We start from the raw sequence: 20,431 nt of genomic DNA, 5'->3' as shown, positions 1-20,431 counted from the left end.
ATCTTGGCTTACCAACACAATGACGCCCCAAAAGACTGGCTGGAAGCCGAGCTCGAAGACACGCTGGACGAAGATTTCGAAATCGAATTCAGCGAGCCGATGCTGTCGATGGAAGTTCGCAAGATCTATAAGGAACAGCATCCGGACATGCTGGACCGCAAGGTCTATTTCCAAAACCTGCTGCGATTGCAGGCCGAACTGATCAGGGTTCAGGATTGGGTTCAACACACTGGCGCCAAAGTGTGCATCCTGTTCGAAGGTCGCGACAGTGCCGGTAAAGGGGGGGTAATCAAGCGGATTACCCAGCGCCTGAACCCGCGTGTTGCGCGTGTGGTTGCGTTGCCCGCACCCAGTCGCAGGGAACAAAGCCAGTGGTATTTCCAACGCTACGTGCCGCATCTGCCCGCAGCTGGCGAAATCGTTCTGTTCGACCGGTCCTGGTACAACCGTGCGGGCGTCGAACGGGTCATGGGTTTTGCCAGTGAAGATCAGGTCGAACAGTTCTTTCAGGACGTTCCCGAATTCGAACGGATGCTGGTGCGGTCGGGGATCATCCTGCTGAAATATTGGTTCTCGATCACCGACGAAGAACAGCAGTTGAGATTCCTGATGCGCATTCACGATCCGATGAAACAGTGGAAGCTGTCCCCGATGGATCTGGAATCGCGCATTCGGTGGGAATCCTATACCAAGGCCAAAGAGGATATGTTGTTCCGCACGAACATTCCCGAAGCGCCCTGGTACATCGTCGAAGGCAATGACAAAAAGCGCGAGCGCCTGAATTGTATTGAACACCTGCTGACCAAGATCCCGTATTCGGATGTGCCGCAGGAAAAGGTCGATCTGCCGGATCGAAAGTACAACCCGGAATATGAACGCCGGATTCTGCCGGACGATCTGTATGTTCCAAAGGTCTATTGAACTGTTGAAGTGGAATTTGGTGCGAGGCAGGGTCGCCCCCGCCCCGCACCGTAGTATCCGTTAAGCGGCGTCCATCATGCAGTCGAAATCATAATAGTTGAACACAAAGACATCACCTGAATTGTCGCCGGTCATATCAGAGCAAGTTTCAACATCGTCGACAGGATTGTCACCGCCGGTCATCACCATATCGAAATCGTCGGTTTCGGGTTCCGCATCGGCATAGTCTGTGTCGTTCCAATCAAACTGGTCGAACTGCGCCTGAATCGATTGGACGAATGCCCGGATCTCGGCAAGAAACTCCTGAACGTCAAAACAGGCGACTTCTTCCGGTTCTTCGGTTCCAGGTGTTTCAGGCTCCGGCTCTTCGGTCTCGGTGACGTCGGTGTCGGGCGTTTCAGGCTCCGGCTCTTCGGTCTCGGTGACGTCGGTGTCGGGCGTTTCAGGTTCCGGCTCTTCGGTCTCGGTGACGTCGGTGTCGGGCGTTTCAGGCTCCGGCTCTTCGGTCTCGGTGACGTCAGTGTCGGGCGTTTCTGGTTCTGGTTCTTCGGTCTCGGTGACGTCGGTGTCGGGCGTTTCGGGCTCCGGTTCTTCGGTCTCGGTGACATCGGTGTCAGGCGTTTCTGGTGCCGGTTCCTCGGTGTCGGTATCCGGCGTTTCGGCTACGGGTTCCTCAGGCTCGGTAACCTCGGGTTCTGGCACTTCGGCAACCGGCTCTTCGGGCTGCGGGGTTTCTTCAACCGGTGGCGTCGGCGCCGGCGGAGTGGCAGAGCCGTTGTCGAGCATGACTTCACCCTGGGTGGCAGCAAAGTTCTGCGTCACCATCACAGCGTCGAAACCCTGCATGTCGCCGGTTTCAATGCCGATTCCGATATATTTGAAATCCGGGTTCAGAATATTGGCGCGGTGACCGGGGCTGTTCATCAGGTTCTGATGAAGCTGCGCGACGTCATCGCTGATGCCTGGCGCGCCGCGCTCGGATTGCCAGGCGATGTTTTCACCCGACCGCCAGTTGCCCGAGAAGTCGAATCCGGCCATTTCCATCCGCTGCGTGGCGCTGGAACCACCCGAGCCGGTGTGGCTGAACCTGTCCGTTTCCAGCATCCATTCGCTGTGATCCTCGGACGAGTCGTTCAGCCGCGTTTCAAGCTGTAGGGGGTCCAGCCCGCGGGATGTGCGCTCTTGGTTAATCAGCGCCAGCATTTCTTGTTCGATACTACTTGCAGTCGACATTTTTGCCTCCGATTGGTTTTTTGTCGTGGTAGACGGCGCCAGTTACAAAGGCTCGATACGGCCTTCATAGGGATGGCGTGTTCAGAGGCGAGTTTTGGCGGGTCAGTGCTACCGCCACGGGATTCGCTGCGCTGCAAAATGCCGGGCAAAATGTTGCTGAGAGGGAAATGGCAGCTTGTCGCGCGTGGGCGGCCCGAGTCGGCATAAATCATCCGACCCTAAAAACGACAAACCCCCGGGCGATGCCTCGGGGGTCGTCAAATAGTGTCATCCAAAGCTGGACGAGCGAGGTTTTAGAGCAAACCTTCGCGCTGTGCTTTCTTACGTGCCAGTTTACGGGCACGGCGGATCGCTTCAGCTTTCTCGCGCGCTTTTTTCTCGGACGGTTTCTCGAAATGTTGCTTAAGCTTCATTTCGCGGAACACGCCTTCGCGCTGCAGCTTTTTCTTCAGGGCACGAAGCGCCTGATCGACGTTATTGTCGCGAACACTAACCTGCATGTGGTTGTCACCACCTTTCTAGATAGAGTTGCAAGGAAATTGCAGGAATTGGCCGTATAGCAAAGCCGTTCTATCTTGTCTAGTACTGGTCCCCAGAACCGGAGAACCGCCATGACCACCACATATGAAGACACCAAGCAGCAATTGTTGGACGCGATTTTGATCCATGTGCCGTTTGACGGCTGGTCCGAAGCCAGCTTTCGTGCAGCTATCTTGGATTGCGATATGGATGACACGCTGGCGCGCGCGATTTGTCCCCGTGGCGCGGTTGATCTGGCGCTGGCCTTTCACGCGCGCGGCGACGCGGCGATGGAGGATCGGCTGAAGTCCTCGGACCTGAGTGAGTTGAAGTTCCGCGAGCGAATCGCCGCTGCAGTTCGGTTCCGGCTTGAGGCGGTTCCGGACAAAGAGCTTGTTCGCCGGGGTATGACGTTGTTTTCGCTGCCCACCCACGCAGCCGATGGGGCAAAAGCCTTGTGGCAGACCTGCGATCTGATCTGGGACACGCTGGGCGATTCCTCGGAAGACGTGAACTGGTACACGAAACGGGCGACGTTGTCGGGCGTCTATTCCTCGACCCTGCTGTTCTGGCTGGGCGATGGTTCCCCCGATCACCAGAAAACCTGGGAGTTTCTGGATCGGCGGATAGACAACGTCATGCAGTTCGAAAAGATCAAGGCGCAGGTGAATGACAACCCGTTGTTCAAACCGTTTTTGGCGGTGCCGAACTGGTTGGCCGGTCAGGTAAAAGCGCCGACAAAGATACGGGCTGATTTGCCGGGTATGTTGAACCCGCGCAAGTAAGCGTCTGGGCCTTCCAGAAATTGCCTGCTAGGCATTGGGCAAAGGAGATTTGCCCATGACCCAGATGATGCGCGCTGTCGAAATCACCAAACCCGGTGGTCCGGATGTTCTGCAACTGACGGAACGCCCGGTGCCGGAACCACAAGCCGGACAGGTGATCCTGAAAGTGGCCTATGCGGGTGTGAACCGCCCGGATGCGCTGCAGCGTGCCGGGGCCTATGATCCGCCTCAGGGTGCCAGCGATTTGCCGGGGCTTGAGGCATCGGGCGAGGTTGTTGCCGTTGGTGCCGGGGTCGAGGGTCTGGTCATCGGCGATCAGGTCTGTGCCTTGCTGCCCGGTGGCGGATATGCGGAATATGTGGCCACACCCGCTGCGCATTGTCTGCCAGTTCCTTCAGGAATGGGGATGAAAGAGGCCGCGTGCCTGCCCGAAACCTTCTTTACTGTGTGGTCCAACGTTTTCACGCGCGGCGGTCTGAAGGCAGGTGAGCGTTTTCTGGTGCATGGCGGGTCCAGCGGCATTGGCACAACAGCGATCCAGCTGGCGAACGCGTTTGGTGCGCGGGTGTTTGCAACCGCTGGATCTGCTGAGAAATGCGAGGCCTGTGTGAACCTCGGGGCCGAGAAGGCGATCAATTACCGGGATGTGGACTTCGTGGGCGTCATGCGGGCTGAGGGTGGGGCGAACCTGATCCTCGACATGGTTGGTGGCGACTATATCCCGCGCAACGTTAAGGCCTTGGCCGAGGATGGGCGTCTGGTTCAGATCGCCTTCCTGCAAGGTCCGAAGGTCGAATTGAACTTTGCGATGATGATGGTCAAACGCCTGACCCTGACTGGCAGTACTTTGCGCCCTCAAAGTGATCTGGCAAAGGCGAAGATTGCGCAGGATTTGCGCGAGGCTGTCTGGCCATTGCTGGAGGCTGGGAAGGTGGCCCCCGTCATGGACAGTGAGTTCGATTTGGCGGAGGCGGCAGCCGCCCATGCGCGGATGGAAAGCTCGGGTCACATCGGCAAGATTGTCCTCAAAGTCGCCGGTTAAAGTTCAGGCGCGGGTCTATCCCGCGCTTTTTCCGATCAGACCACTGCACGGCGGTAAAGATGCCAGGTTGCATGGCCCAGGACTGGCATGACAACGATCAGCCCCAGCAGCATCGGGATGGCTCCGATGATCAACAGGGCCGCTACGATGAACCCCCATGCCAAAATGACACCGGGGTTATGCCGCAACACCCGGACCGACGTCACGACCGCCACGGGCAGTCCGACAGGACGGTCCAACAGCAATGGAAAGCTGACGACGCTCATGGCCAATGCGACCAGCGCGAATAGAAACCCGATCGCATTGCCGAAAATGATCATGGACCAGCCTGCGCCCGTGGTGAACACCTGAGTCACGAAAGCCCCAAGTGAGGTGGGCAGATCAGGCCCAAGCGTATGCACATAGATGCTCTGCGCGACCATCAGCCAAATCAGCAGAAGCATGACCAGATAGAACCCCAAGGCCAGAATTGCACCGAAGGACGGGGACCGGAAGACGCCCAAGGCGTCCAGCCAACGCACCTCGCCGCCTTGCTCGCGTTTGCGACTGATTTCGTAAAGGCCCACGGCTGCTATCGGACCGACTAGTGCGAAACCCATTATCAGCGGTGCCAGAAGGGGAACCATGTTGCGATTAAGGCCGAACCCGAACATCAGCAGACCTGCGATCGGGTAAACCAGTATGATGAAAATCGCATCCGCCCGTGTTTCCAGAAAATCATTGTACCCGGCCTGCAAACAGGCCTTCAGGTCTTGCATCGTCAGTGTTTGCACCTGCGGCAGATGCCGAGTGTCCGCGCTGCCGATGTGGTGCACGCTTTCGGTAATATGATCGCCGGTCGCGCCGATGTTTCGGGCGGCCCAACTGATCGGATTTCCTATTGTTTTGGCCATCTTGATCCCCTCCCTTTGCCAGTGCGCAACGGGTTGAATCCGGCGGTGGTTGCCTTTGGCCGGACCAGCCGGCAACGCTCAGACCTTAGTATAGCACAGATTTTCCCGTTGTGGTTGCGCGGCAGTGAAAACCTACCAATTGCCCTGTTTCACAGGCGTGTTAGCTTGGCGTCAGGCAACAGGAGGTCAGCATGCAGCAAACGGCAAGAACCGTCGTCATTCATGAACACGGCGGTCCCGAAGTTCTAAAGATCGAAGACCGGCCCTTGGGCGATCCCGGACCCGGCGAGGTTCGCATCCGCCACCGGGCCTGTGGACTGAACTTCATTGATGTCTATCAGCGCACCGGGTTGTACCCGATGGATTTACCGCACGCGCTGGGCATGGAAGCGGCAGGTGTGATTGAGGCTGTTGGCGAAGGTGTTACCCATCTGAAACCGGGCCAGCGCGCAGCCTATGCCGCAGCTCCCGCCGGGGCCTATTGTGAGGCGCGCGTGATGCCAGCGGCGCAGGTGTGTCCGTTGTCCGAAGGGATTTCTTTTGACGCGGCTGCGGCGATGATGCTCAAGGGGATGACGGTCGAGTATCTGTTTCACCGGACAACGCCTTTGAAACGGGGTGACACGGTTCTGTTTCACGCGGCCGCCGGTGGCGTTGGTCTGATTGCCTGCCAATGGGCCAAGTCCGAGGGCATCACCCTGATCGGAACAGCCGGAACAGACGAAAAATGCAGCCTCGCGCAGTTCAACGGGGCTGCGCATTGCATCAACTACCGGACCGAGAACTTTGCCGAACGTGTGGCCGAAATCACCGGCGGCAAAGGTGTGGATGTGGTCATGGATTCCATCGGCGCGGACACGTTCAATGGCTCGCTGGACTGCCTGAAACCCTTGGGAATGATGATCTCATTCGGCAATGCCTCAGGTCCGGTCCCGTTGATGGATATCGGTATTTTGGGCAAGAAAGGTTCCTTGAAAATCACCCGACCCACCCTGTTTACCCATATCGCCGACCCTTCCGTCTGTCAGGCAATGGCACGGCGGCTGTTCGGCAAGGTTGAGGGCGGCGAGGTCAAAATCCACATCGATCAGCGGTTCCCGTTGGATCAGGTGGCCGAGGCGCACCGGGTGCTTGAAGCGCGTCAGACCACAGGCAGCACGGTTCTGGAGCCGTAAGACGGGCTGAGCCTGGCTCGTTGGTGTTTGATCTTGAAACGAAAAGCGGCGGCAGAATACTCTGCCGCCGCCTATTTGGGGAGTGTCAGAAATTATTGCTGCAGTTCCGCCGGTGTTTTGTCCGCGATGGTTTCCCAATTGGCGCTGGCTTGTTCGACAAAACCAGGGATGTCACCTTCCCAGCGCTGCTGGATGTCTTGCGACAGGTTCAGGTACAGCTTGTTGTCGACGATCTTCCAGTAGGTCGGGTCACCGTCAAACTTGAAGCCCATCGCAGCGCCGAATGCGCAATAGCCGCCATATGCAGGCAGGTAGGCCTCGGGGTTTTCTTCGAACGCGGCTTTGTTTTCTTCATTGGCAAAGCGATACATCGCGTCGTTGTGCAGTGTGGTGATGCGGTAGTCACCTTTGGTCGGCTCGCCAGCGGTGAAGTAGGCAACCGGATCATAGCCCTGCATGGCCAGACCGGTCGAGCTTGCGTTCAGTTCAACACCAGCGGCCAGAGCCGAGCTTGCGATGGCAACAGACAGCGCGACGCCGCCGATAAGAGATTTGAACTTGTTCATTGTTTTCACCTTTCGTGAAGGGGCTGCCACGTGACGCAGAAAATTGCGCCCAGACAACCCAAGAGTTTTTTTGTCCGTGAGACCCGCAATTGGTCGTCACGGAACCCAAGTGGGCAGGCGGCCCATCACGTTCAAAGCAATCAATTGTGAATGTGCAGGGGCGAAGAGGCACTGTTCACAAATGCAGGGTAGGCCTTAGGTATCGGGCGCGAAATCCAAAACGAATTCGGTGACTTTTTCCGCGGGCATTTCGCAAGGGCGAAGAAGAGATCCGCGTTTGGTCAGATAAAGGTTCAGGCTGATGTAGTCGCTGCCGTCCAGTGCGCGTGCGACAAGTTTCTGCGACTTGCCGTCTGAAAATTCCGTTCGACTGACGATATACCGCCTGCCGTGGGCACGCCCGGTCGACGACCCCTTGGGGATGGCAAAAAAAGCGGTAAGGAAGGCGTTCGGGGCGCTCAAGACTGCCCGATTTTTGGTTCAGTGCCGGATTTGATGCGGGCAATATTCGCGCTATGACGCCAATAGACCAACAGGGTCAGGACGCCAGCCAGTAGCAGCGTTTGCGAACCTGTCAGCAGAAGGGCCCAGATAGTGGACGTTGCCGCAGCTGCAAGTGCCGCAAGGGATGAGATGCGCCAGACTGCAGCAGCAACCAACCAAGTCAAACAACAGGCTACACCGACGCGCCAGTCCAACGCCAGCCAGATCCCCAGAAACGTGGCGACCCCTTTGCCGCCCTTAAATCCCAGCCAAACCGGAAAGCAATGGCCCAAAAGTGCGGCCAGCGCTGCAATCTGCGCGGCATCCTCGCCCGCAAGGGCACGTGCCACCAGAACGGCAACCCCGCCTTTTGCGGCGTCGAAGATCAGGGTCAGGGCAGCGGCGGTCTTGTTGCCTGTCCGCAAAACATTGGTTGCGCCGATATTGCCCGAACCGATGTTGCGCAGATTGCCCAAGCCCATCACCTTGGCCAGGACCATGCCAAACGGGATCGACCCCATCAGATATCCAAGTGCCGCCCACAGGATCAGCTGGGTCATTGTGCTGTCGATGATCGGCATCAGGGTCTCCGGTAAACTTCTTGTCCTGCAACGAAAGTTGCGGTGACCTTACCCTGCATCCGCTGGCCGTCAAACGGTGTGTTCTGAGATTTGGATTTGAGCGAGAACCGGTCCTGCACAAAGGGTACATCCGGGTCAAACAGCACCAGATCCGCAGGCGCGCCTTCGGACAGACGGCCACTGTCCAGCCCTAATCTTTTCGCCGGGTTTAGGGCCATTGCGCGGAACAGTGTCGGCAGGTCCAACTGCCCGGCATGATACAGACGCAAGGCGGCGGGCAGCAGGGTTTCCAGCGCTACCGCGCCGGAGGCCGCCTCTTCAAACGGCAGGCGTTTGCTTTCCTCATCCTGAGGCGTGTGCATGGAACTGATCGTATCAATCAGGCCGGTCCGCACCGCTTCGATCACTGCTTGCCGGTCATCCTCGGATCGCAGCGGCGGCTTGACCTTGAAGAAGGTGCGATAGTCGGCCACGTCCAGTTCATTCAGCGTCAGGTGGTGGATTGACGTACCTGCCGTGATGTCCAGCCCATTCCGCTTGGCCCGCTCCAGCGCAGGCAGGGCGCGGGCGGTGGTGATCTGGTCGGCGTGATAGGTGGCCCCGGTCATCTCTAGCAAAGCGATGTCGCGGTCCAGTCCCATCCGCTCGGCCATTGGTGAGACGGCGGGCAAGCCACGCAGCACGGCGAATTTACCACTGGTGGCTGCGGCACCATTGCTGAGGATGGGTTCTTGCGGGTGGGCGATGACCAGCGCGCCACAGGCCCGGGCATAGGTCAGGGCGCGGGAAAACACCTTGGTGTTGGCGATCACGTGATCGCAGTCAGTAAAGGCGACGGCACCGGCATCCTGCAGGAATCCGATCTCAGTCATTTCGCGGCCTTCGCGACCTTTGGTCAACGCGGCCATTGGCAGGACGTTGACCGGAGTGTCGGCCTGCGCTCGGCGTGTGACGAACTCCAGACTTTCGGGCGTGTCGATCGCGGGGCTGGTATCGGGGCGGGTCACGATGGTGGTCACGCCTCCGGCCGCAGCGGCCAGACCGGCAGATTTATAGCTTTCCTTGTGTCGCTCACCCGGTTCACAGACCTTGACGCCGATATCGACGATGCCGGGGGCAAGGCACTGCCCGCCACAATCGACGACCTGCGCCTCCGGCGTCGGAGCGGCCCCTTCGCCGCGCGCAGCAATCCGGCCATCGGATACATGCAGCCAGCCTAGGCTGTCGGTGCCGGTTTCCGGGTCGATCAGGCGGGCGTTGGTGAAAAGTACAGCAGTCATTTCGAGGCCTCTTGGGCTTGGTGCAATGCCGCCAAAGCGGCTTCTTTGTCTTCTAGGCTATCAAAGAAAAAGAACGGCTTTAGTTCGATCCCAAATGGCGCGGGCCTGATATTAAGAGATGGAGTGATTTCAACGCTCTTTGAATGCCATTGCCTTGAAACCAAAAGCTTCCTGACGATCCATGCAGATTTTCTTGTAATCGCGTAGATGCAATGCGTGCGATTGTAATAATCGATGAACAAAAAAGCGGTTGTGCTTATCGGGATGATGTAGAGCGGCAGATATTCCCACGACACCTTCAGTGAGAAAAGCACTGGAATCCAAACCACTAAAGAAATAGCAGCTAGCCAACTTCCAAAAAAGGACGCGTGCTTTGGGATCACGCATTGATCGGGGTGAACGACCCACAAAACCTCTTCTTTGAGAGGTATCTTTGAACGCACCCAATCTTCTACGGCTGTCATCTAATCGCCCTCTCGATGGCGGCTTTGGTGGCGGCGGGATCAGCCTGATATTTGATCAGGTGTTTGTCGCCACCCTTTGTGACGATCTGGACAAAGCTGCCCATGAGGTTGACCGCCTGTATCTGGTTCAGCGCCACATTGCGCGGGCCAGGGCCGGTTAGGGTGGTGTCCGTCATCTGCCATGTGGTGGTCAGTTCTTCTGAGGCCAGGTACCATGCGCGAAAGGCAACCGCGGCAAGACCTGCGGGCGCCCCGGTCCAGACATAGGGGTTGCCGACCAGCCACAGCACGATCATCGCGACCGCCATGGCTCCGGCGGCCAGCCATGTATTCGTGCGGATATACGCGCCTTTGTCGGGGGTGAAGGTCACAGGATCAGCCACAGGATGCCTCCGATGACCACCAGCACCACCACTGCCAGCATGGCCGACCCAATACGGCCGGGTTTGTCGTCCTGTGGTGGCGTTTGCCGGGCCGAGAACGGTTCCGCGCTTTCGGTTTTAATTGCTCCACCGGTCCAGCTTGTTGCCTCTTCTGTATAAAGGCCGATCAGGTGCACTTTGGCGTCCGGTCGCAAAGTGGCGGCACGTCCCTGAAACGCGGCACTGCGTACGACCATGACCCAGCCTTCAATGCTCTCCAGCGCAGCCCGGTCCAGTTGATCTTTAGGGATACCGCACCCTTCGTTGAGATAGCCATAAAGACCCAGTTCCTCGAGGTCCGAGACAGGAAATACGTCGATCTGGGTCAGATCCAGACCCTCGACACCCAGAATCTGGTCTGCCGCACCGGGTTCGCGCAGGAACTTTGCCTCTTCCGGGCGCATGTCCAGCTGAAACAAGCGCAGGACGCCGTGTTCATGTGGGGCGACGTTCAGATCACTCATGCGGCCTCACCAAGGTTGCGGGCCAACAGTTCCATTGCGGCCATGCGAACGGCGACGCCCATTTCGACCTGTTCCTGAATAACGGACCGGTTAATGTCGTCCGCCAGCGTTCCGTCAATCTCAACACCGCGATTCATTGGGCCAGGATGCATGACGATGGCGTCCGGTTTGGCCTGCGACAACTTAGCGGCGTCCAGACCATAGCGGTGATAGTATTCCCGTTCCGAGGGGATGAACCCGCCATCCATCCGTTCTTTCTGGAGGCGCAGCATCATCACGACGTCGACGTCCTTCAGGCCCTCGTTCATGTCGTCGTAAATTTCAGCGCCAAACTCGGCAAACTGGCTTGGGAGCAGCGTCGGTGGTCCAATCAGACGAATACGGTTTTCCATTTTGCCCAGCAGGATCAGGTTTGACCGCGCCACGCGGGAATGGGCGACGTCGCCGCAGATTGCGATATTCAGTCGGTGCAGGCGACCTTTGGCGCGGCGAATGGTCAGTGCGTCCAGCAGAGCCTGCGTCGGGTGTTCATGTTTGCCGTCACCGGCATTCAGCACCGCGCAGTTCACCTTCTGCGCCAGCAGGTCGACCGCGCCGGAATGCGGATGGCGCACCACCAACAAATCGGGGTGCATCGCATTCAGCGTCATCGCTGTGTCGATCAGCGTCTCGCCTTTTTTGATCGAACTGGCCTGCATCGCCATGTTCATCACATCCGCGCCCAGCCGCTTGCCTGCGATTTCGAAACTGGCCTGCGTGCGGGTTGAGTTCTCGAAGAACATGTTGATTTGGGTCAGCCCTGACAGCACGTCGGAATGCTTGGTCGACTGGCGGTTCATGTCGACATACTTCTCGGCCAGGTCGAGAATGGCAGTAATATCGGATTGCGACAGGTGCTCGATGCCAAGAAGGTGACGATGGGCGAAACGCATTGGCGGGCTCCTGTCTGACAATCGCGCCGCTTATAAGAAGCCGCGCTGCTCAAGGCAACCTAAGGTTCGGTTCACTCGGGCAGTTTCTCGCATCCGCCTTCGGGCAGGCACTGTTCGCCGGGCTTGCACCACTTACCATATCCGCAGTCGACGGCCTTGACGGGAACACAGCCCTGGTTTTTGGAACACTTGAACCCCTGACGGCACTGTGATCCGGTTTTTTCGCAAAGATACCAGCCGGGGCGTGAACATCCGCCACCCGGCAGGCAAGACGATCCGAATCCGCAAATGCGACCGTCGTCGCATGTCAGTGAAGGCAGTTCCAGAATGTCAGGTGTGTTACGCTCGCATTCGCCACGGGCATTGCAGATGCTGCCGCCGGGGCAATCCAGACGCGACCTGCATTTGTTTTGCCCCGCTGGGGCACATCGGGTCCCGCCCGCCACACAGCGCTCGAACGGCCCGCAGGTTCTACCGCCACCGCAATAGGTGCCGCCCAGAGGAATGCAGTGGCCATCAAAGCTGCATCTTTGGCCACCCGAACAGCATGTGCTGCCACATTTGAATTGGCCCGCGCGGCACTGGCCATATCTGTCTTTGAACTGCGCAGAAGTAGGACTGCTGAGAATGATCAGCAGCAAACCAAGAAACAAGAATCGCAATACAGACAACATGAATATGGCAATCGTCGGCGCGATGGACTGACCAATCAAGGTCTATCTGCTTTCCCTCGTTCAAAAGGTGGTTAGATTGAGGGGTATGGAATCGGCTTTGGACTATCATACTGCCCGTGCTCTGCTGGAATGGCAGATCGAGCTGGGCGCAACGGATGCGATCGGTGATGCACCGGTGGATCGCTATGCGTTGCCGGATACTGCGCCCAAAGCCAAGAAACCCGCAAAGGCCCAGACCGCACGAGAAAAACCCAAGCAAGTTGATCCGGTTGCGGTTGCGAAATCTGCGGCACAGGCTGCAAGGTCGCTGGATCAGTTGCAGGCGGCCATGGACGCGTTTGACCATTGCGAGTTGAAGCGCGGTGCGCGGCAGTTGGTCTTCGCAGACGGCACCCCGGGTGCGCGGGTGATGATTATCGGAGAGGCCCCGGGCCGTGATGAGGACCGCGAGGGCAAGCCCTTTGTCGGACGCGCCGGTCAGTTGTTGGACCGGATGCTGGCCGCGATTGATCTGAAGCGGACCGAAAACGTCTATATCACCAACGTCCTGCCGTGGCGCCCACCGCAGAACCGGGATCCCAAGCCCGAAGAGATTGGCATGTTGAAGCCGTTTCTCGAACGGCACGTGGCCTTGGCCAAACCCGAGGTTCTGGTGGTGATGGGCAATATCAGCTGTCAGGCTGTTCTGGGCAAACGGGGGATCACACGGCTTCGGGGTCAATGGGATCAGGCGATGGACCTGCCGGTTATTCCGATGTTCCATCCTGCATATCTGCTGCGACAGCCACAGATGAAGCGGCAGGCATGGGCTGATTTGTTAGAGCTCAAGGCAAGGCTGGAGGACAAGGCATGAAAATCCTCGCATTCTCGGACCTGCATATGGCGCGAAGCCGTGCCGCCGACGTTGTTGCAGCCAGCGACGAGGCCGATCTGGTTATCGGAGCCGGAGATTATTGCAACATGCGGCAAGGTCTGGATGACGCGATGGCGATGCTCTCTGGTATCAATGCGCCGCTGGTTCTGGTGCCGGGCAATGCCGAAAGTGCAGGTGAGCTGGCGGACGCTGCGCCCGAAGGTGTGCACGTTCTACACGGGACAGGCATGACTGTGGATGGGCTGCGTCTGTTTGGCCTTGGTTACGGCGTGCCGGTGACGCCATTCGGTGAGTGGTCCTGTGATCTGACGGACCCTGAAGCGGCTGAGTTGCTGGACCGTTGCGAAGGGGCTGACATCCTGATCGCCCATTCTCCGCCCAAGGGTCATGGCGATCTTACCTCGATGGGTGATGCGGTTGGATCCGTGGCGGTCCGTGACGCAATCGAGCGGTTGCAGCCGCAATTTGCCCTTTGTGGCCATATCCATGACAGTTGGGGCTACCGAGGCGCAATCGGCGTGACGCAGATCGCCAATCTTGGCCCCACAGTAAATTGGTTCGAGGTCACCACGTGATTGAAACAGTCACGCTGCTGGCGTTTATCCCGGCGGCAATTGCCCTGAATCTGACCCCCGGGGCCGACATGATGTTCTGCTTTGGGCAGGGACTGCGGTCCGGGGCGCGGCCTGCAATCGCCGCCAGCGCTGGTATTTCCGCGGGATCGATGGTTCACGTTCTGGTAGCGGGTCTCGGTCTAGGAGCGGCGGTGGCGACGATGCCCTGGCTGTTCGACGTGATCCGTTGGATGGGCGTTGCTTATCTGCTGTATCTCGCCTGGGGGGCGTTTCGGAATGATGCGGTCTCTGCGGATGCGCCGTCCGGTCCCACCCAATTGGCATTCCGGGACGGGCTGGTGGTGAACCTGACCAACCCCAAGGTAATTCTGTTTGTTCTGGCTTTTATCCCGCAGTTCGTGAACCCGGCGGCCGGTTCGATCCTGCTGCAGTTCCTGATTTTCGGATCCATCATTGCGCTGGGCGGATTTGTGGTGAATGGGCTAGTGGGAATATTTGCCGGTGGTGCGGGGCGGATGCTAATCGAGAACCCGCGCGCCTCACGCATCGTGGGTTGGCTGACCGGGGGGATATTCACAGCCCTCGCCATCCGGCTTGCCATCTTGGAAAGGGCCTGACCAAACATGTCGCGCATTTATGAAACCAAAGACTTCATTCCTGTCCGGATCGCCGTGCTGACCGTCTCGGACACGCGGTCGCTGGATGAAGATAAATCCGGCCAGACACTTGTGGACCGCATCGAACGCGCCGGGCATCACGTTGCTGATCGCAGCATAATACAGGACGAACGCAACAAGATCGCTGATCAGTTGCGGACCTGGATCGCTAACCTGGAAATAGATGTGGTAATTTCAACCGGGGGTACCGGCTTGACGGGGCGCGACGTAACGGTCGAAGCGCATCGCGATGTCTATGAGAAGGAAATCGAGGCTTTCGGCACGGTGTTCACAATCGTTTCAATGGAGAAGATTGGTACGTCGGCCGTGCAATCACGTGCGACCGGTGGGGTCGCGGGTGGCACCTACCTGTTTGCATTGCCCGGCAGTCCCGGTGCCTGCAAGGACGCCTGGGACGGCATTTTGGAAAAACAGTTCGACTACCGCCACCGTCCCTGCAATTTCGTCGAAATAATGCCCAGATTGGACGAACATTTGCGACGGAAGTAGACTGGTCGCACGTTAAACCGTTCATAACCGCTTTGTGGCTTGGCATTTTTTGCTGCCCAGCTACCTTTTGCTAATGGCAGCCTGATGCAACCGGGGTGAATTTTATATGCGATTTCTGAGGCAAAGCCTTGTTGGAGTCTTTTTGACGTCGTTGACAGTGGCCCTGTTGTTTGTGGCGGCGCAGATGATTTCGGGCGCCGTGCAAGACGTTCTGACACGGGAGGAGTCGGCTCCGCAGGCGCGCGAGCGTGTCTTTGCCGTTTCTGTTCGGTCTGCGGAATTGGAGACCGTGACACCATATCTTGAAGCTTTTGGCGAGGTTCAAAGCCGTCGCAGGTTAGAGTTGCGCGCCGCACTGGGCGGGCGCGTTGTCGGGCTGGCCGAAGATTTTGAAGATGGCGGTGTGGTAACAACAGGCGAAGTTCTGGTCGAACTTGATCCCGCAGACGCCCAGTCCGCGCTGGACCGCGCAAAATCCGATTTGCTGGACGCGCAGTTTGAAGAGCGTGACGCGGAGCGGTCGCTGCTGCTGGCGCAGGACGAGTTGAACTCGGCTGAGGCGCAGGCGGAGCTGCGCGGGCGCGCCTTGCAGCGCCAACAGGATTTACAGACCCGCGGAGTTGGGGCCGCAGCATCTGTGGAAGAAGCCGAGTTGGCCAAGGCTGCCGCGCAGCAGGCGGTGCTGGCGCGGCGGATTGCGCTGGCCCAAGCAGAATCCCGCGTCGATCAGGCGACCACCCTGTTGTCACGAGCCCGCATTGCGCTTGAGGCTGCTGAACGCGATCTGGATGATATGACAATCCGCGCCCGGTTCGGGGGCACATTGACGGATGTAACGCTAGTCGAAGGACGACTGGTGTCCGCGAACGAAAAGCTGGCGGAACTTGTCGACCCCAATGCGTTGGAGGTGGCATTCCGCGTCTCAACCGCGCAATACGTCCGATTGCTGGACGCAGCCGGTGATCTGATCGACGCACCGGTGACAATCTCGCTTGAGGTCACGGGCACCGACCTGACCGCACAAGGCCGCATTAGCCGCGACAGCGGATCGGCGGGCGAAGGGCAGACCGGGCGTTTGATCTATGCCCGACTGGATGAGGCGTCGGGGTTCAAGCCGGGCGATTTTGTTACCGTCACAGTGCAGGAACAACCGCTGGACAACGTAGTACTGCTGCCGTCTTCGGTTCTGGATTCTGTGGGCACAGTGTTGGTGCTGGATGAGAATGACAGGCTCGAAGCGCTGCCAGTCCAGTTGATCCGCCGTCAGGGCGATGAGGTTTTGCTGCGGGGCGAAGGTTTGGTTGGGCGTGAGGTCGTGATAGGCCGCACGCCGCTGCTGGGATCGGGCGTGCGTGTACGGCCCCTGCGGATAGATGATAGCGCCGGGGCCGCACCGGATATGGTTGAGCTGTCTGTGGAACAGCGCGCTAAGTTGGTCGCTCAGGTCGAGGCCAGTACGCGCATGCCAAAGGACGTCAAAGAACGGGTTCTAGGCCAATTGAGCGAGGCCAAGGTACCGGCCGCGCTGGTCCAACGGCTTGAAAACAGGGCGGGGGGCTAAGCGCTATGATGCGCGAGATCCCCGGCGCGGCAGGCGGCATACTCAGTTACTTTACGCGTCACAAAACGGTGGCAAACCTGCTGCTGCTGGTCATGCTGGTTCTGGGCGCGGCGGCAATCCCGAATATGCGGGCTCAGTTTTTTCCCGATGTGGTTCTGGAACGTGTCGACGTGAGTGTGGACTGGGATGGGGCTGGTCCCGAAGATGTGGACAACGGGATCATTCAGGTGCTTGAGCCCGCCTTGCTGGCGGTCGAGGGTGTCGCCAGCACCGAGTCCACGTCACGCGAGGGGCGCGCCAACATTCGGCTGGAGTTCGAGCCGAACTGGGACATGTCCCGCGCTGTCGAGGAGGTCCGGACTGCCGTCGACAGTGTAACCAGCCTGCCCGACGATGCCGAAGAACCGACAATCCGGCGGGGTGCCTGGCGGGACCGGGTTACCGATGTGGTTGTGACAGGCCCTGTCGAACCGGACCAACTGGCCAAGTTCACGGACGAGTTGATCAACCGTCTTTTCGCGGTCGGGGTGACGCGCACCACAATCCGGGGACTTGCCGCGCCACGTATCGTGGTCGAGATACCGACCGCCCAACTGATTGCCAACGACATCACCCTGTCCGAGGTCGCATCAGCTGTCGCGGCCGAGGTCAACGCAAACCCAGCAGGTGATGTGACTGGCGCGAATGCCCGTATTCGCACGGGTACGGAAAAGCGCACACCCGAAGAAATCGAAGGTATCGCCCTGCGCAATTTTGCGGACGGATCCAAGTTGCTGGTAGGCGATGTCGCCCAGATCCGGGTCGAAGGGGTCAACCGCAATCGCAGCTACTTCGTGGGCGAAAACCCGGCAATGTCGGTGCGCGTAGATCGCTCAAACCTGGGTGACGCGATTGAAATCCAGCACGCGGTCGAAGACGTTGTGACGGAAATGCAGGCCAGCGTTCCCGAAGGCGTGACGATCGAGCTGATCAGAACCCGCGCTCAGGCGATCACCGACCGTCTGGATATTCTGGTCGACAACGGCCTTGTTGGCTTGGGCCTGGTGGTCTGTCTGCTTTTTCTGTTTCTGAATGCGCGGATCGCCTTTTGGGTCGCTGCCGGCATTCCGGTTGCCATGTCTGCCGCGATTGCCTTTATGTATATCGGCGGGCTGTCGATCAACATGGTGTCCCTGTTCGGCCTGATCATCACATTGGGCATTGTTGTGGATGACGCCATCGTCGTGGGTGAGCATGCCGATTTTCGCGCGCGCCGATTAGGTGAGGCCCCAATGGTGGCCGCTGAACGCGCGGCGCGACGCATGGCGATGCCGGTCTTTGCGGCGACCCTGACAACCGTGATCGCCTTTTTTGGCCTGACTCTCGTTGGTGGTCGGTTCGGAGAGTTGATCCGTGACATCCCCTTTACCGTGATTGCGGTGCTGATTGCCTCGTTGATCGAATGCTTCTTGATTTTGCCGAACCACATGGCGCATGCCATCGCGCATTCCACCAAAGAACACTGGTATGATCTGCCCAACCGCGTGGTCAATCGCGGGTTCCGCTGGGTGCGGGATCATCTGTTCCGACCGTTGATCGCCTGGGTTGTCTGGGCGCGATATGTGGTGGTGGCAATGATGGTGGTGATCCTGGCCAGCCAGGTTGCCCTGTTCATTCGAGGTGACGTGAACTGGCGGTTCTTCAATGCGCCTGAACGTGGCTCGGTCACGGGCAACTTCATAATGGTCGAAGGCGCCACCCGCGCCGAGACTGTGGCCATGATGCATGAGCTGCAGCGGGCGACCGAAGAGTTGGGCCAAATCTATGAAGAACGCCATGGTCGCAACCCGATCGACTATGTGCTGGCCGAGGTCGGCGGGTCCGCGGGATGGGGACTGGCGGCAGCTGATGGCAAAGATGCAGATTTGCTGGGTGGTATTTCTATCGAGCTGATTGATGCGGATCTGCGCCCCTATTCCAGCTTTGAATTTGTGGGCGAGTTGCAGGACTTTGTGCCCCGCCATCCGAAGGTCGAACTGCTCAGCTTCCGGGGCTGGCGCTCTGGGCCCGGTGGCGATGCCATTGACGTTCAGTTCTATGGCGCGGATGTGAATACGCTCAAATCCGCATCAGAGGACTTGCAAACTGAGCTTTCGAAATACTCTGAAGTTTCGGCGCTGGAAGACAATCTTGCCTATGACAAGGAAGAGTACATTTTGGACCTTACAGCGCAGGGTCAGTCGCTGGGGTTCAGGATCGAAACGCTGGGACGCGTGTTGCGTGACCGGTTAAACGGGATCGAGGCGGCGACCTTCCCGGACGGCCCGCGTAGTGCCGAGATCAGGGTTGAACTGCCCGAAGGAGAGCTGACCGCCGATTTCCTGGAGCGCACTCTGATGCGTACACCCGATGGAGTGTATGTGCCGTTGGCCGATATCGTGTCGGTCGAGCGAAAGTCCGGCTTCTCGACCGTCCGGCGCGAAAATGGCCTGCGGGTGATATCGGTGAATGGCGACATCTCGGAAGATGACCCGACGCGCGCGGCTGAGATTGCACGTGCCATGGGCGAGGAAATCCTGCCGAAAATCGCCTCGGAACGTCAGGTTGAATGGCGGATGGCCGGTCTGAGCGAACAAGAAGACGAGTTCCTGTCCGAGGCTCGCACCGGCTTGATTCTGTGCCTGACGGGTATTTATCTTGTACTGGCCTGGGTGTTTGCCAGCTGGACGCGGCCACTGGTGGTGATGGCTATTATCCCATTTGGGTTGGTCGGCGCGATCTGGGGGCACTACCTGTGGGAAGTTCCGCTAAGCATGTTCACGGTCGTCGGTCTGCTGGGGATGACGGGGATCATCATCAATGATTCGATTGTTTTGGTGACGACCATCGACGATTACCAGAAAGAGCGCGGGCTTGTGCCTTCGATAGTTGAAGGCACCGCAGACCGGTTGCGGCCTGTGATGCTGACGACGCTGACCACGGTTCTGGGGCTGACCCCGTTACTGTATGAAGGGTCGCAGCAGGCGCAGTTTCTTAAACCCACAGTCATTACTTTGGTCTATGGGCTGGGCTTTGGAATGTTGCTGGTCCTGCTGCTAGTCCCGGCGTTGCTTGCCATTCTGAACGATCTGTCTCGCCCAATGACCGCGATGCGTCGGGCGGCACGTGCCCCGGACCGTGTGGTGCAGGGGACGTTGGCGTGTTCGGGCCTCGCCCTGCTTTCATGGTTTACGGTCACGATGGTGTGGCCCGCAATTTACGGCGCGCCCATCGGGTTCTTGTCCGGGCTTTATGCGGGCGAGGATGGCATGGCTATTCTTCGGATGGGCTTGGGCGCATTCGTTACAGGTGCCGCGCTGATACTGTTCCTCAGCGTGGCAGTCTCTGGCTTGCTTTACGCCCGGCTCAAAAGGCCCGCGACCTAAGTCCGGCGCAGGGCGGTTTCCAGCAGATCGATGACGCGGTTGCTCATCTCTAGTTCGCCGCGGCGGATCTGATCCACAGGGAACCAACGCGCATCGAGCGCGTCGTCACCTGCAATGGGGTCGCCGGTTTGATACTGACAGGCCACGCCTACCAGCAGGTAGTGTGTCTGGACGTCGCCGTTTTCGTTCCAGCGCAGCAAATCAAGATTGTCTAAGTAGTGCTGTGGGTCTGCAATGACCGAGGTTTCTTCGCGCAGCTCTCTTTGCGCGGCTTGCAAAACAGTCTCGCCCCATTCCACGTGACCCCCAGGAAACCCCCATAGCCCAGCATCAGGTTGCTTGCTGCGTTGAACCAGCAGCACTTGGTCCTGATGCAGGACTACTGCCAAAGCGCCGATTTTTGGAGTTTGTGTCATG

Annotated in this window: 23 protein-coding genes; 11 read left to right on the top strand and 12 right to left on the bottom strand. The window is 58.6% G+C overall.

The genetic code is table 11. The annotated features are described in order from the left end of the window. The first annotated feature begins 3 nt into the window (after positions 1-3). Complete coding sequence (gene ppk2 / locus AC2FD9_RS15810; protein ID WP_058273692.1) at positions 4-921, top strand: polyphosphate kinase 2; 918 nt, start codon at positions 4-6, stop codon at positions 919-921. Positions 922-981: 60 nt separating this feature from the next. Here the strand turns inward: ppk2 and AC2FD9_RS15805 are convergent, their stop codons facing one another. Both AC2FD9_RS15805 and rpsU read right to left on the bottom strand, forming a co-directional pair. After that, positions 982-2,154 carry a CAP domain-containing protein gene (locus AC2FD9_RS15805; RefSeq protein WP_496698674.1) on the bottom strand — a complete coding sequence of 391 codons (1,173 nt, stop codon included), beginning with the start codon at positions 2,152-2,154 and terminating at the stop codon, positions 982-984. 293 nt (positions 2,155-2,447) lie between these two features. After that, positions 2,448-2,654 carry a 30S ribosomal protein S21 gene (gene rpsU / locus AC2FD9_RS15800; protein WP_005614280.1) on the bottom strand — a complete coding sequence of 69 codons (207 nt, stop codon included), beginning with the start codon at positions 2,652-2,654 and terminating at the stop codon, positions 2,448-2,450. A gap of 111 nt (positions 2,655-2,765) precedes the next feature. On the opposite strand from rpsU, the gene AC2FD9_RS15795 reads away from it, so the two are divergent. Together AC2FD9_RS15795 and AC2FD9_RS15790 are read left to right on the top strand one after the other, a co-directional pair. Next, on the top strand, positions 2,766-3,458 hold the full coding sequence (locus tag AC2FD9_RS15795) for a COQ9 family protein (RefSeq protein ID WP_496837761.1): 693 nt from the start codon (positions 2,766-2,768) through the stop codon (positions 3,456-3,458). Positions 3,459-3,513: 55 nt separating this feature from the next. After that, positions 3,514-4,500 carry an NAD(P)H-quinone oxidoreductase gene (locus AC2FD9_RS15790; protein WP_496837759.1) on the top strand — a complete coding sequence of 329 codons (987 nt, stop codon included), beginning with the start codon at positions 3,514-3,516 and terminating at the stop codon, positions 4,498-4,500. 35 nt (positions 4,501-4,535) lie between these two features. On the opposite strand, the gene AC2FD9_RS15785 is transcribed toward AC2FD9_RS15790, so the two are convergent. Beyond that, positions 4,536-5,393, bottom strand: a complete 858-nt coding sequence (locus AC2FD9_RS15785; RefSeq protein ID WP_496837757.1) for a DUF2189 domain-containing protein — start codon at positions 5,391-5,393, stop codon at positions 4,536-4,538. A 191-nt stretch (positions 5,394-5,584) separates the two neighbouring features. Between AC2FD9_RS15785 and AC2FD9_RS15780 the strand changes: the two genes are divergently transcribed. Further along, positions 5,585-6,568, top strand: a complete 984-nt coding sequence (locus tag AC2FD9_RS15780) for a quinone oxidoreductase family protein (RefSeq protein ID WP_113792005.1) — start codon at positions 5,585-5,587, stop codon at positions 6,566-6,568. A gap of 92 nt (positions 6,569-6,660) precedes the next feature. On the opposite strand, the gene AC2FD9_RS15775 is transcribed toward AC2FD9_RS15780, so the two are convergent. The 8 genes from AC2FD9_RS15775 to AC2FD9_RS15740 form a co-directional block, all read right to left on the bottom strand. Continuing rightward, positions 6,661-7,134 carry a YHS domain-containing (seleno)protein gene (locus AC2FD9_RS15775; protein ID WP_058273690.1) on the bottom strand — a complete coding sequence of 158 codons (474 nt, stop codon included), beginning with the start codon at positions 7,132-7,134 and terminating at the stop codon, positions 6,661-6,663. Between the two features lie 195 nt (positions 7,135-7,329). Further along, positions 7,330-7,596, bottom strand: a complete 267-nt coding sequence (locus tag AC2FD9_RS15770; RefSeq protein ID WP_496837755.1) for a hypothetical protein — start codon at positions 7,594-7,596, stop codon at positions 7,330-7,332. After that, positions 7,593-8,198: a glycerol-3-phosphate 1-O-acyltransferase PlsY gene (gene plsY, locus AC2FD9_RS15765; RefSeq protein WP_282120063.1), complete on the bottom strand. Its 606-nt coding sequence runs from the start codon at positions 8,196-8,198 to the stop codon at positions 7,593-7,595. Before plsY ends, AC2FD9_RS15770 begins: the two co-directional genes overlap by 4 nt. Further along, positions 8,198-9,478: a dihydroorotase gene (gene pyrC / locus AC2FD9_RS15760; protein ID WP_496837754.1), complete on the bottom strand. Its 1,281-nt coding sequence runs from the start codon at positions 9,476-9,478 to the stop codon at positions 8,198-8,200. The genes plsY and pyrC overlap by 1 nt, the downstream gene beginning before the upstream one ends. After that, positions 9,475-9,942, bottom strand: coding sequence for a hypothetical protein (locus AC2FD9_RS15755; RefSeq protein ID WP_496837752.1), 468 nt, complete (start codon positions 9,940-9,942; stop codon positions 9,475-9,477). Before AC2FD9_RS15755 ends, pyrC begins: the two co-directional genes overlap by 4 nt. Beyond that, positions 9,939-10,325 carry a hypothetical protein gene (locus tag AC2FD9_RS15750; RefSeq protein WP_282120066.1) on the bottom strand — a complete coding sequence of 129 codons (387 nt, stop codon included), beginning with the start codon at positions 10,323-10,325 and terminating at the stop codon, positions 9,939-9,941. The genes AC2FD9_RS15755 and AC2FD9_RS15750 overlap by 4 nt, the downstream gene beginning before the upstream one ends. Beyond that, entirely contained in the window at positions 10,310-10,828 is a 519-nt protein-coding gene (locus AC2FD9_RS15745; protein WP_496837750.1) for a hypothetical protein, read from the bottom strand. The genes AC2FD9_RS15750 and AC2FD9_RS15745 overlap by 16 nt, the downstream gene beginning before the upstream one ends. Beyond that, positions 10,825-11,760: an aspartate carbamoyltransferase catalytic subunit gene (locus AC2FD9_RS15740; RefSeq protein ID WP_496698692.1), complete on the bottom strand. Its 936-nt coding sequence runs from the start codon at positions 11,758-11,760 to the stop codon at positions 10,825-10,827. Before AC2FD9_RS15740 ends, AC2FD9_RS15745 begins: the two co-directional genes overlap by 4 nt. Before the next feature lie 509 nt (positions 11,761-12,269). Between AC2FD9_RS15740 and AC2FD9_RS15735 the strand changes: the two genes are divergently transcribed. The 7 genes from AC2FD9_RS15735 (at position 12,270) to AC2FD9_RS15705 (ending at position 20,014) form a co-directional block, all read left to right on the top strand. Then, positions 12,270-12,509, top strand: coding sequence for a hypothetical protein (locus AC2FD9_RS15735; protein WP_160116550.1), 240 nt, complete (start codon positions 12,270-12,272; stop codon positions 12,507-12,509). 10 nt (positions 12,510-12,519) lie between these two features. Then, the gene (locus AC2FD9_RS15730; protein ID WP_496837748.1) at positions 12,520-13,287 is read left to right on the top strand and encodes a uracil-DNA glycosylase; all 768 of its coding nucleotides are present in this window, start codon (positions 12,520-12,522) and stop codon (positions 13,285-13,287) included. Next, on the top strand, positions 13,284-13,883 hold the full coding sequence (locus AC2FD9_RS15725; RefSeq protein ID WP_496837746.1) for a metallophosphoesterase family protein: 600 nt from the start codon (positions 13,284-13,286) through the stop codon (positions 13,881-13,883). The genes AC2FD9_RS15730 and AC2FD9_RS15725 overlap by 4 nt, the downstream gene beginning before the upstream one ends. After that, positions 13,880-14,500, top strand: coding sequence for a LysE family translocator (locus AC2FD9_RS15720; RefSeq protein WP_496837744.1), 621 nt, complete (start codon positions 13,880-13,882; stop codon positions 14,498-14,500). The genes AC2FD9_RS15725 and AC2FD9_RS15720 overlap by 4 nt, the downstream gene beginning before the upstream one ends. A gap of 6 nt (positions 14,501-14,506) precedes the next feature. Continuing rightward, positions 14,507-15,049, top strand: coding sequence for a molybdenum cofactor biosynthesis protein B (gene moaB / locus AC2FD9_RS15715; protein WP_496837742.1), 543 nt, complete (start codon positions 14,507-14,509; stop codon positions 15,047-15,049). A gap of 106 nt (positions 15,050-15,155) precedes the next feature. Beyond that, the gene (locus tag AC2FD9_RS15710) at positions 15,156-16,610 is read left to right on the top strand and encodes an efflux RND transporter periplasmic adaptor subunit (RefSeq protein WP_496837740.1); all 1,455 of its coding nucleotides are present in this window, start codon (positions 15,156-15,158) and stop codon (positions 16,608-16,610) included. Positions 16,611-16,615: 5 nt separating this feature from the next. Next, the gene (locus AC2FD9_RS15705) at positions 16,616-20,014 is read left to right on the top strand and encodes an efflux RND transporter permease subunit (protein WP_496837739.1); all 3,399 of its coding nucleotides are present in this window, start codon (positions 16,616-16,618) and stop codon (positions 20,012-20,014) included. Here the strand turns inward: AC2FD9_RS15705 and AC2FD9_RS15700 are convergent. Beyond that, positions 20,011-20,430: an NUDIX hydrolase gene (locus AC2FD9_RS15700; RefSeq protein WP_058273587.1), complete on the bottom strand. Its 420-nt coding sequence runs from the start codon at positions 20,428-20,430 to the stop codon at positions 20,011-20,013. The genes AC2FD9_RS15705 and AC2FD9_RS15700 overlap by 4 nt on opposite strands. Between the last annotated feature and the right edge of the window lies 1 nt (position 20,431).

This window comes from Ruegeria sp. YTSC230, assembly GCF_059609665.1.
Note: the sequence above shows the minus strand (reverse complement) of the source record. Positions and strands in the feature narration are given on the sequence as shown.

What these genes read in the sequence shown, in the direction of transcription:
- AC2FD9_RS15730 (WP_496837748.1), top strand. Translation starts at nt 12,520, where the DNA reads ATGGAATCGGCTTTGGACTATCATACTGCCCGTGCTCTGCTGGAATGG.
- AC2FD9_RS15710 (WP_496837740.1), top strand. Translation starts at nt 15,156, where the DNA reads ATGCGATTTCTGAGGCAAAGCCTTGTTGGAGTCTTTTTGACGTCGTTG.
- AC2FD9_RS15755 (WP_496837752.1), bottom strand. Translation starts at nt 9,942, where the DNA reads ATGACAGCCGTAGAAGATTGGGTGCGTTCAAAGATACCTCTCAAAGAA.
- AC2FD9_RS15780 (WP_113792005.1), top strand. Translation starts at nt 5,585, where the DNA reads ATGCAGCAAACGGCAAGAACCGTCGTCATTCATGAACACGGCGGTCCC.
- AC2FD9_RS15705 (WP_496837739.1), top strand. Translation starts at nt 16,616, where the DNA reads ATGATGCGCGAGATCCCCGGCGCGGCAGGCGGCATACTCAGTTACTTT.
- AC2FD9_RS15795 (WP_496837761.1), top strand. Translation starts at nt 2,766, where the DNA reads ATGACCACCACATATGAAGACACCAAGCAGCAATTGTTGGACGCGATT.
- pyrC (WP_496837754.1), bottom strand. Translation starts at nt 9,478, where the DNA reads ATGACTGCTGTACTTTTCACCAACGCCCGCCTGATCGACCCGGAAACC.
- AC2FD9_RS15775 (WP_058273690.1), bottom strand. Translation starts at nt 7,134, where the DNA reads ATGAACAAGTTCAAATCTCTTATCGGCGGCGTCGCGCTGTCTGTTGCC.
- moaB (WP_496837742.1), top strand. Translation starts at nt 14,507, where the DNA reads ATGTCGCGCATTTATGAAACCAAAGACTTCATTCCTGTCCGGATCGCC.
- AC2FD9_RS15740 (WP_496698692.1), bottom strand. Translation starts at nt 11,760, where the DNA reads ATGCGTTTCGCCCATCGTCACCTTCTTGGCATCGAGCACCTGTCGCAA.
- rpsU (WP_005614280.1), bottom strand. Translation starts at nt 2,654, where the DNA reads ATGCAGGTTAGTGTTCGCGACAATAACGTCGATCAGGCGCTTCGTGCC.
- AC2FD9_RS15785 (WP_496837757.1), bottom strand. Translation starts at nt 5,393, where the DNA reads ATGGCCAAAACAATAGGAAATCCGATCAGTTGGGCCGCCCGAAACATC.
- AC2FD9_RS15790 (WP_496837759.1), top strand. Translation starts at nt 3,514, where the DNA reads ATGACCCAGATGATGCGCGCTGTCGAAATCACCAAACCCGGTGGTCCG.
- plsY (WP_282120063.1), bottom strand. Translation starts at nt 8,198, where the DNA reads ATGCCGATCATCGACAGCACAATGACCCAGCTGATCCTGTGGGCGGCA.
- AC2FD9_RS15700 (WP_058273587.1), bottom strand. Translation starts at nt 20,430, where the DNA reads ATGACACAAACTCCAAAAATCGGCGCTTTGGCAGTAGTCCTGCATCAG.
- AC2FD9_RS15725 (WP_496837746.1), top strand. Translation starts at nt 13,284, where the DNA reads ATGAAAATCCTCGCATTCTCGGACCTGCATATGGCGCGAAGCCGTGCC.
- AC2FD9_RS15745 (WP_496837750.1), bottom strand. Translation starts at nt 10,828, where the DNA reads ATGAGTGATCTGAACGTCGCCCCACATGAACACGGCGTCCTGCGCTTG.
- AC2FD9_RS15805 (WP_496698674.1), bottom strand. Translation starts at nt 2,154, where the DNA reads ATGTCGACTGCAAGTAGTATCGAACAAGAAATGCTGGCGCTGATTAAC.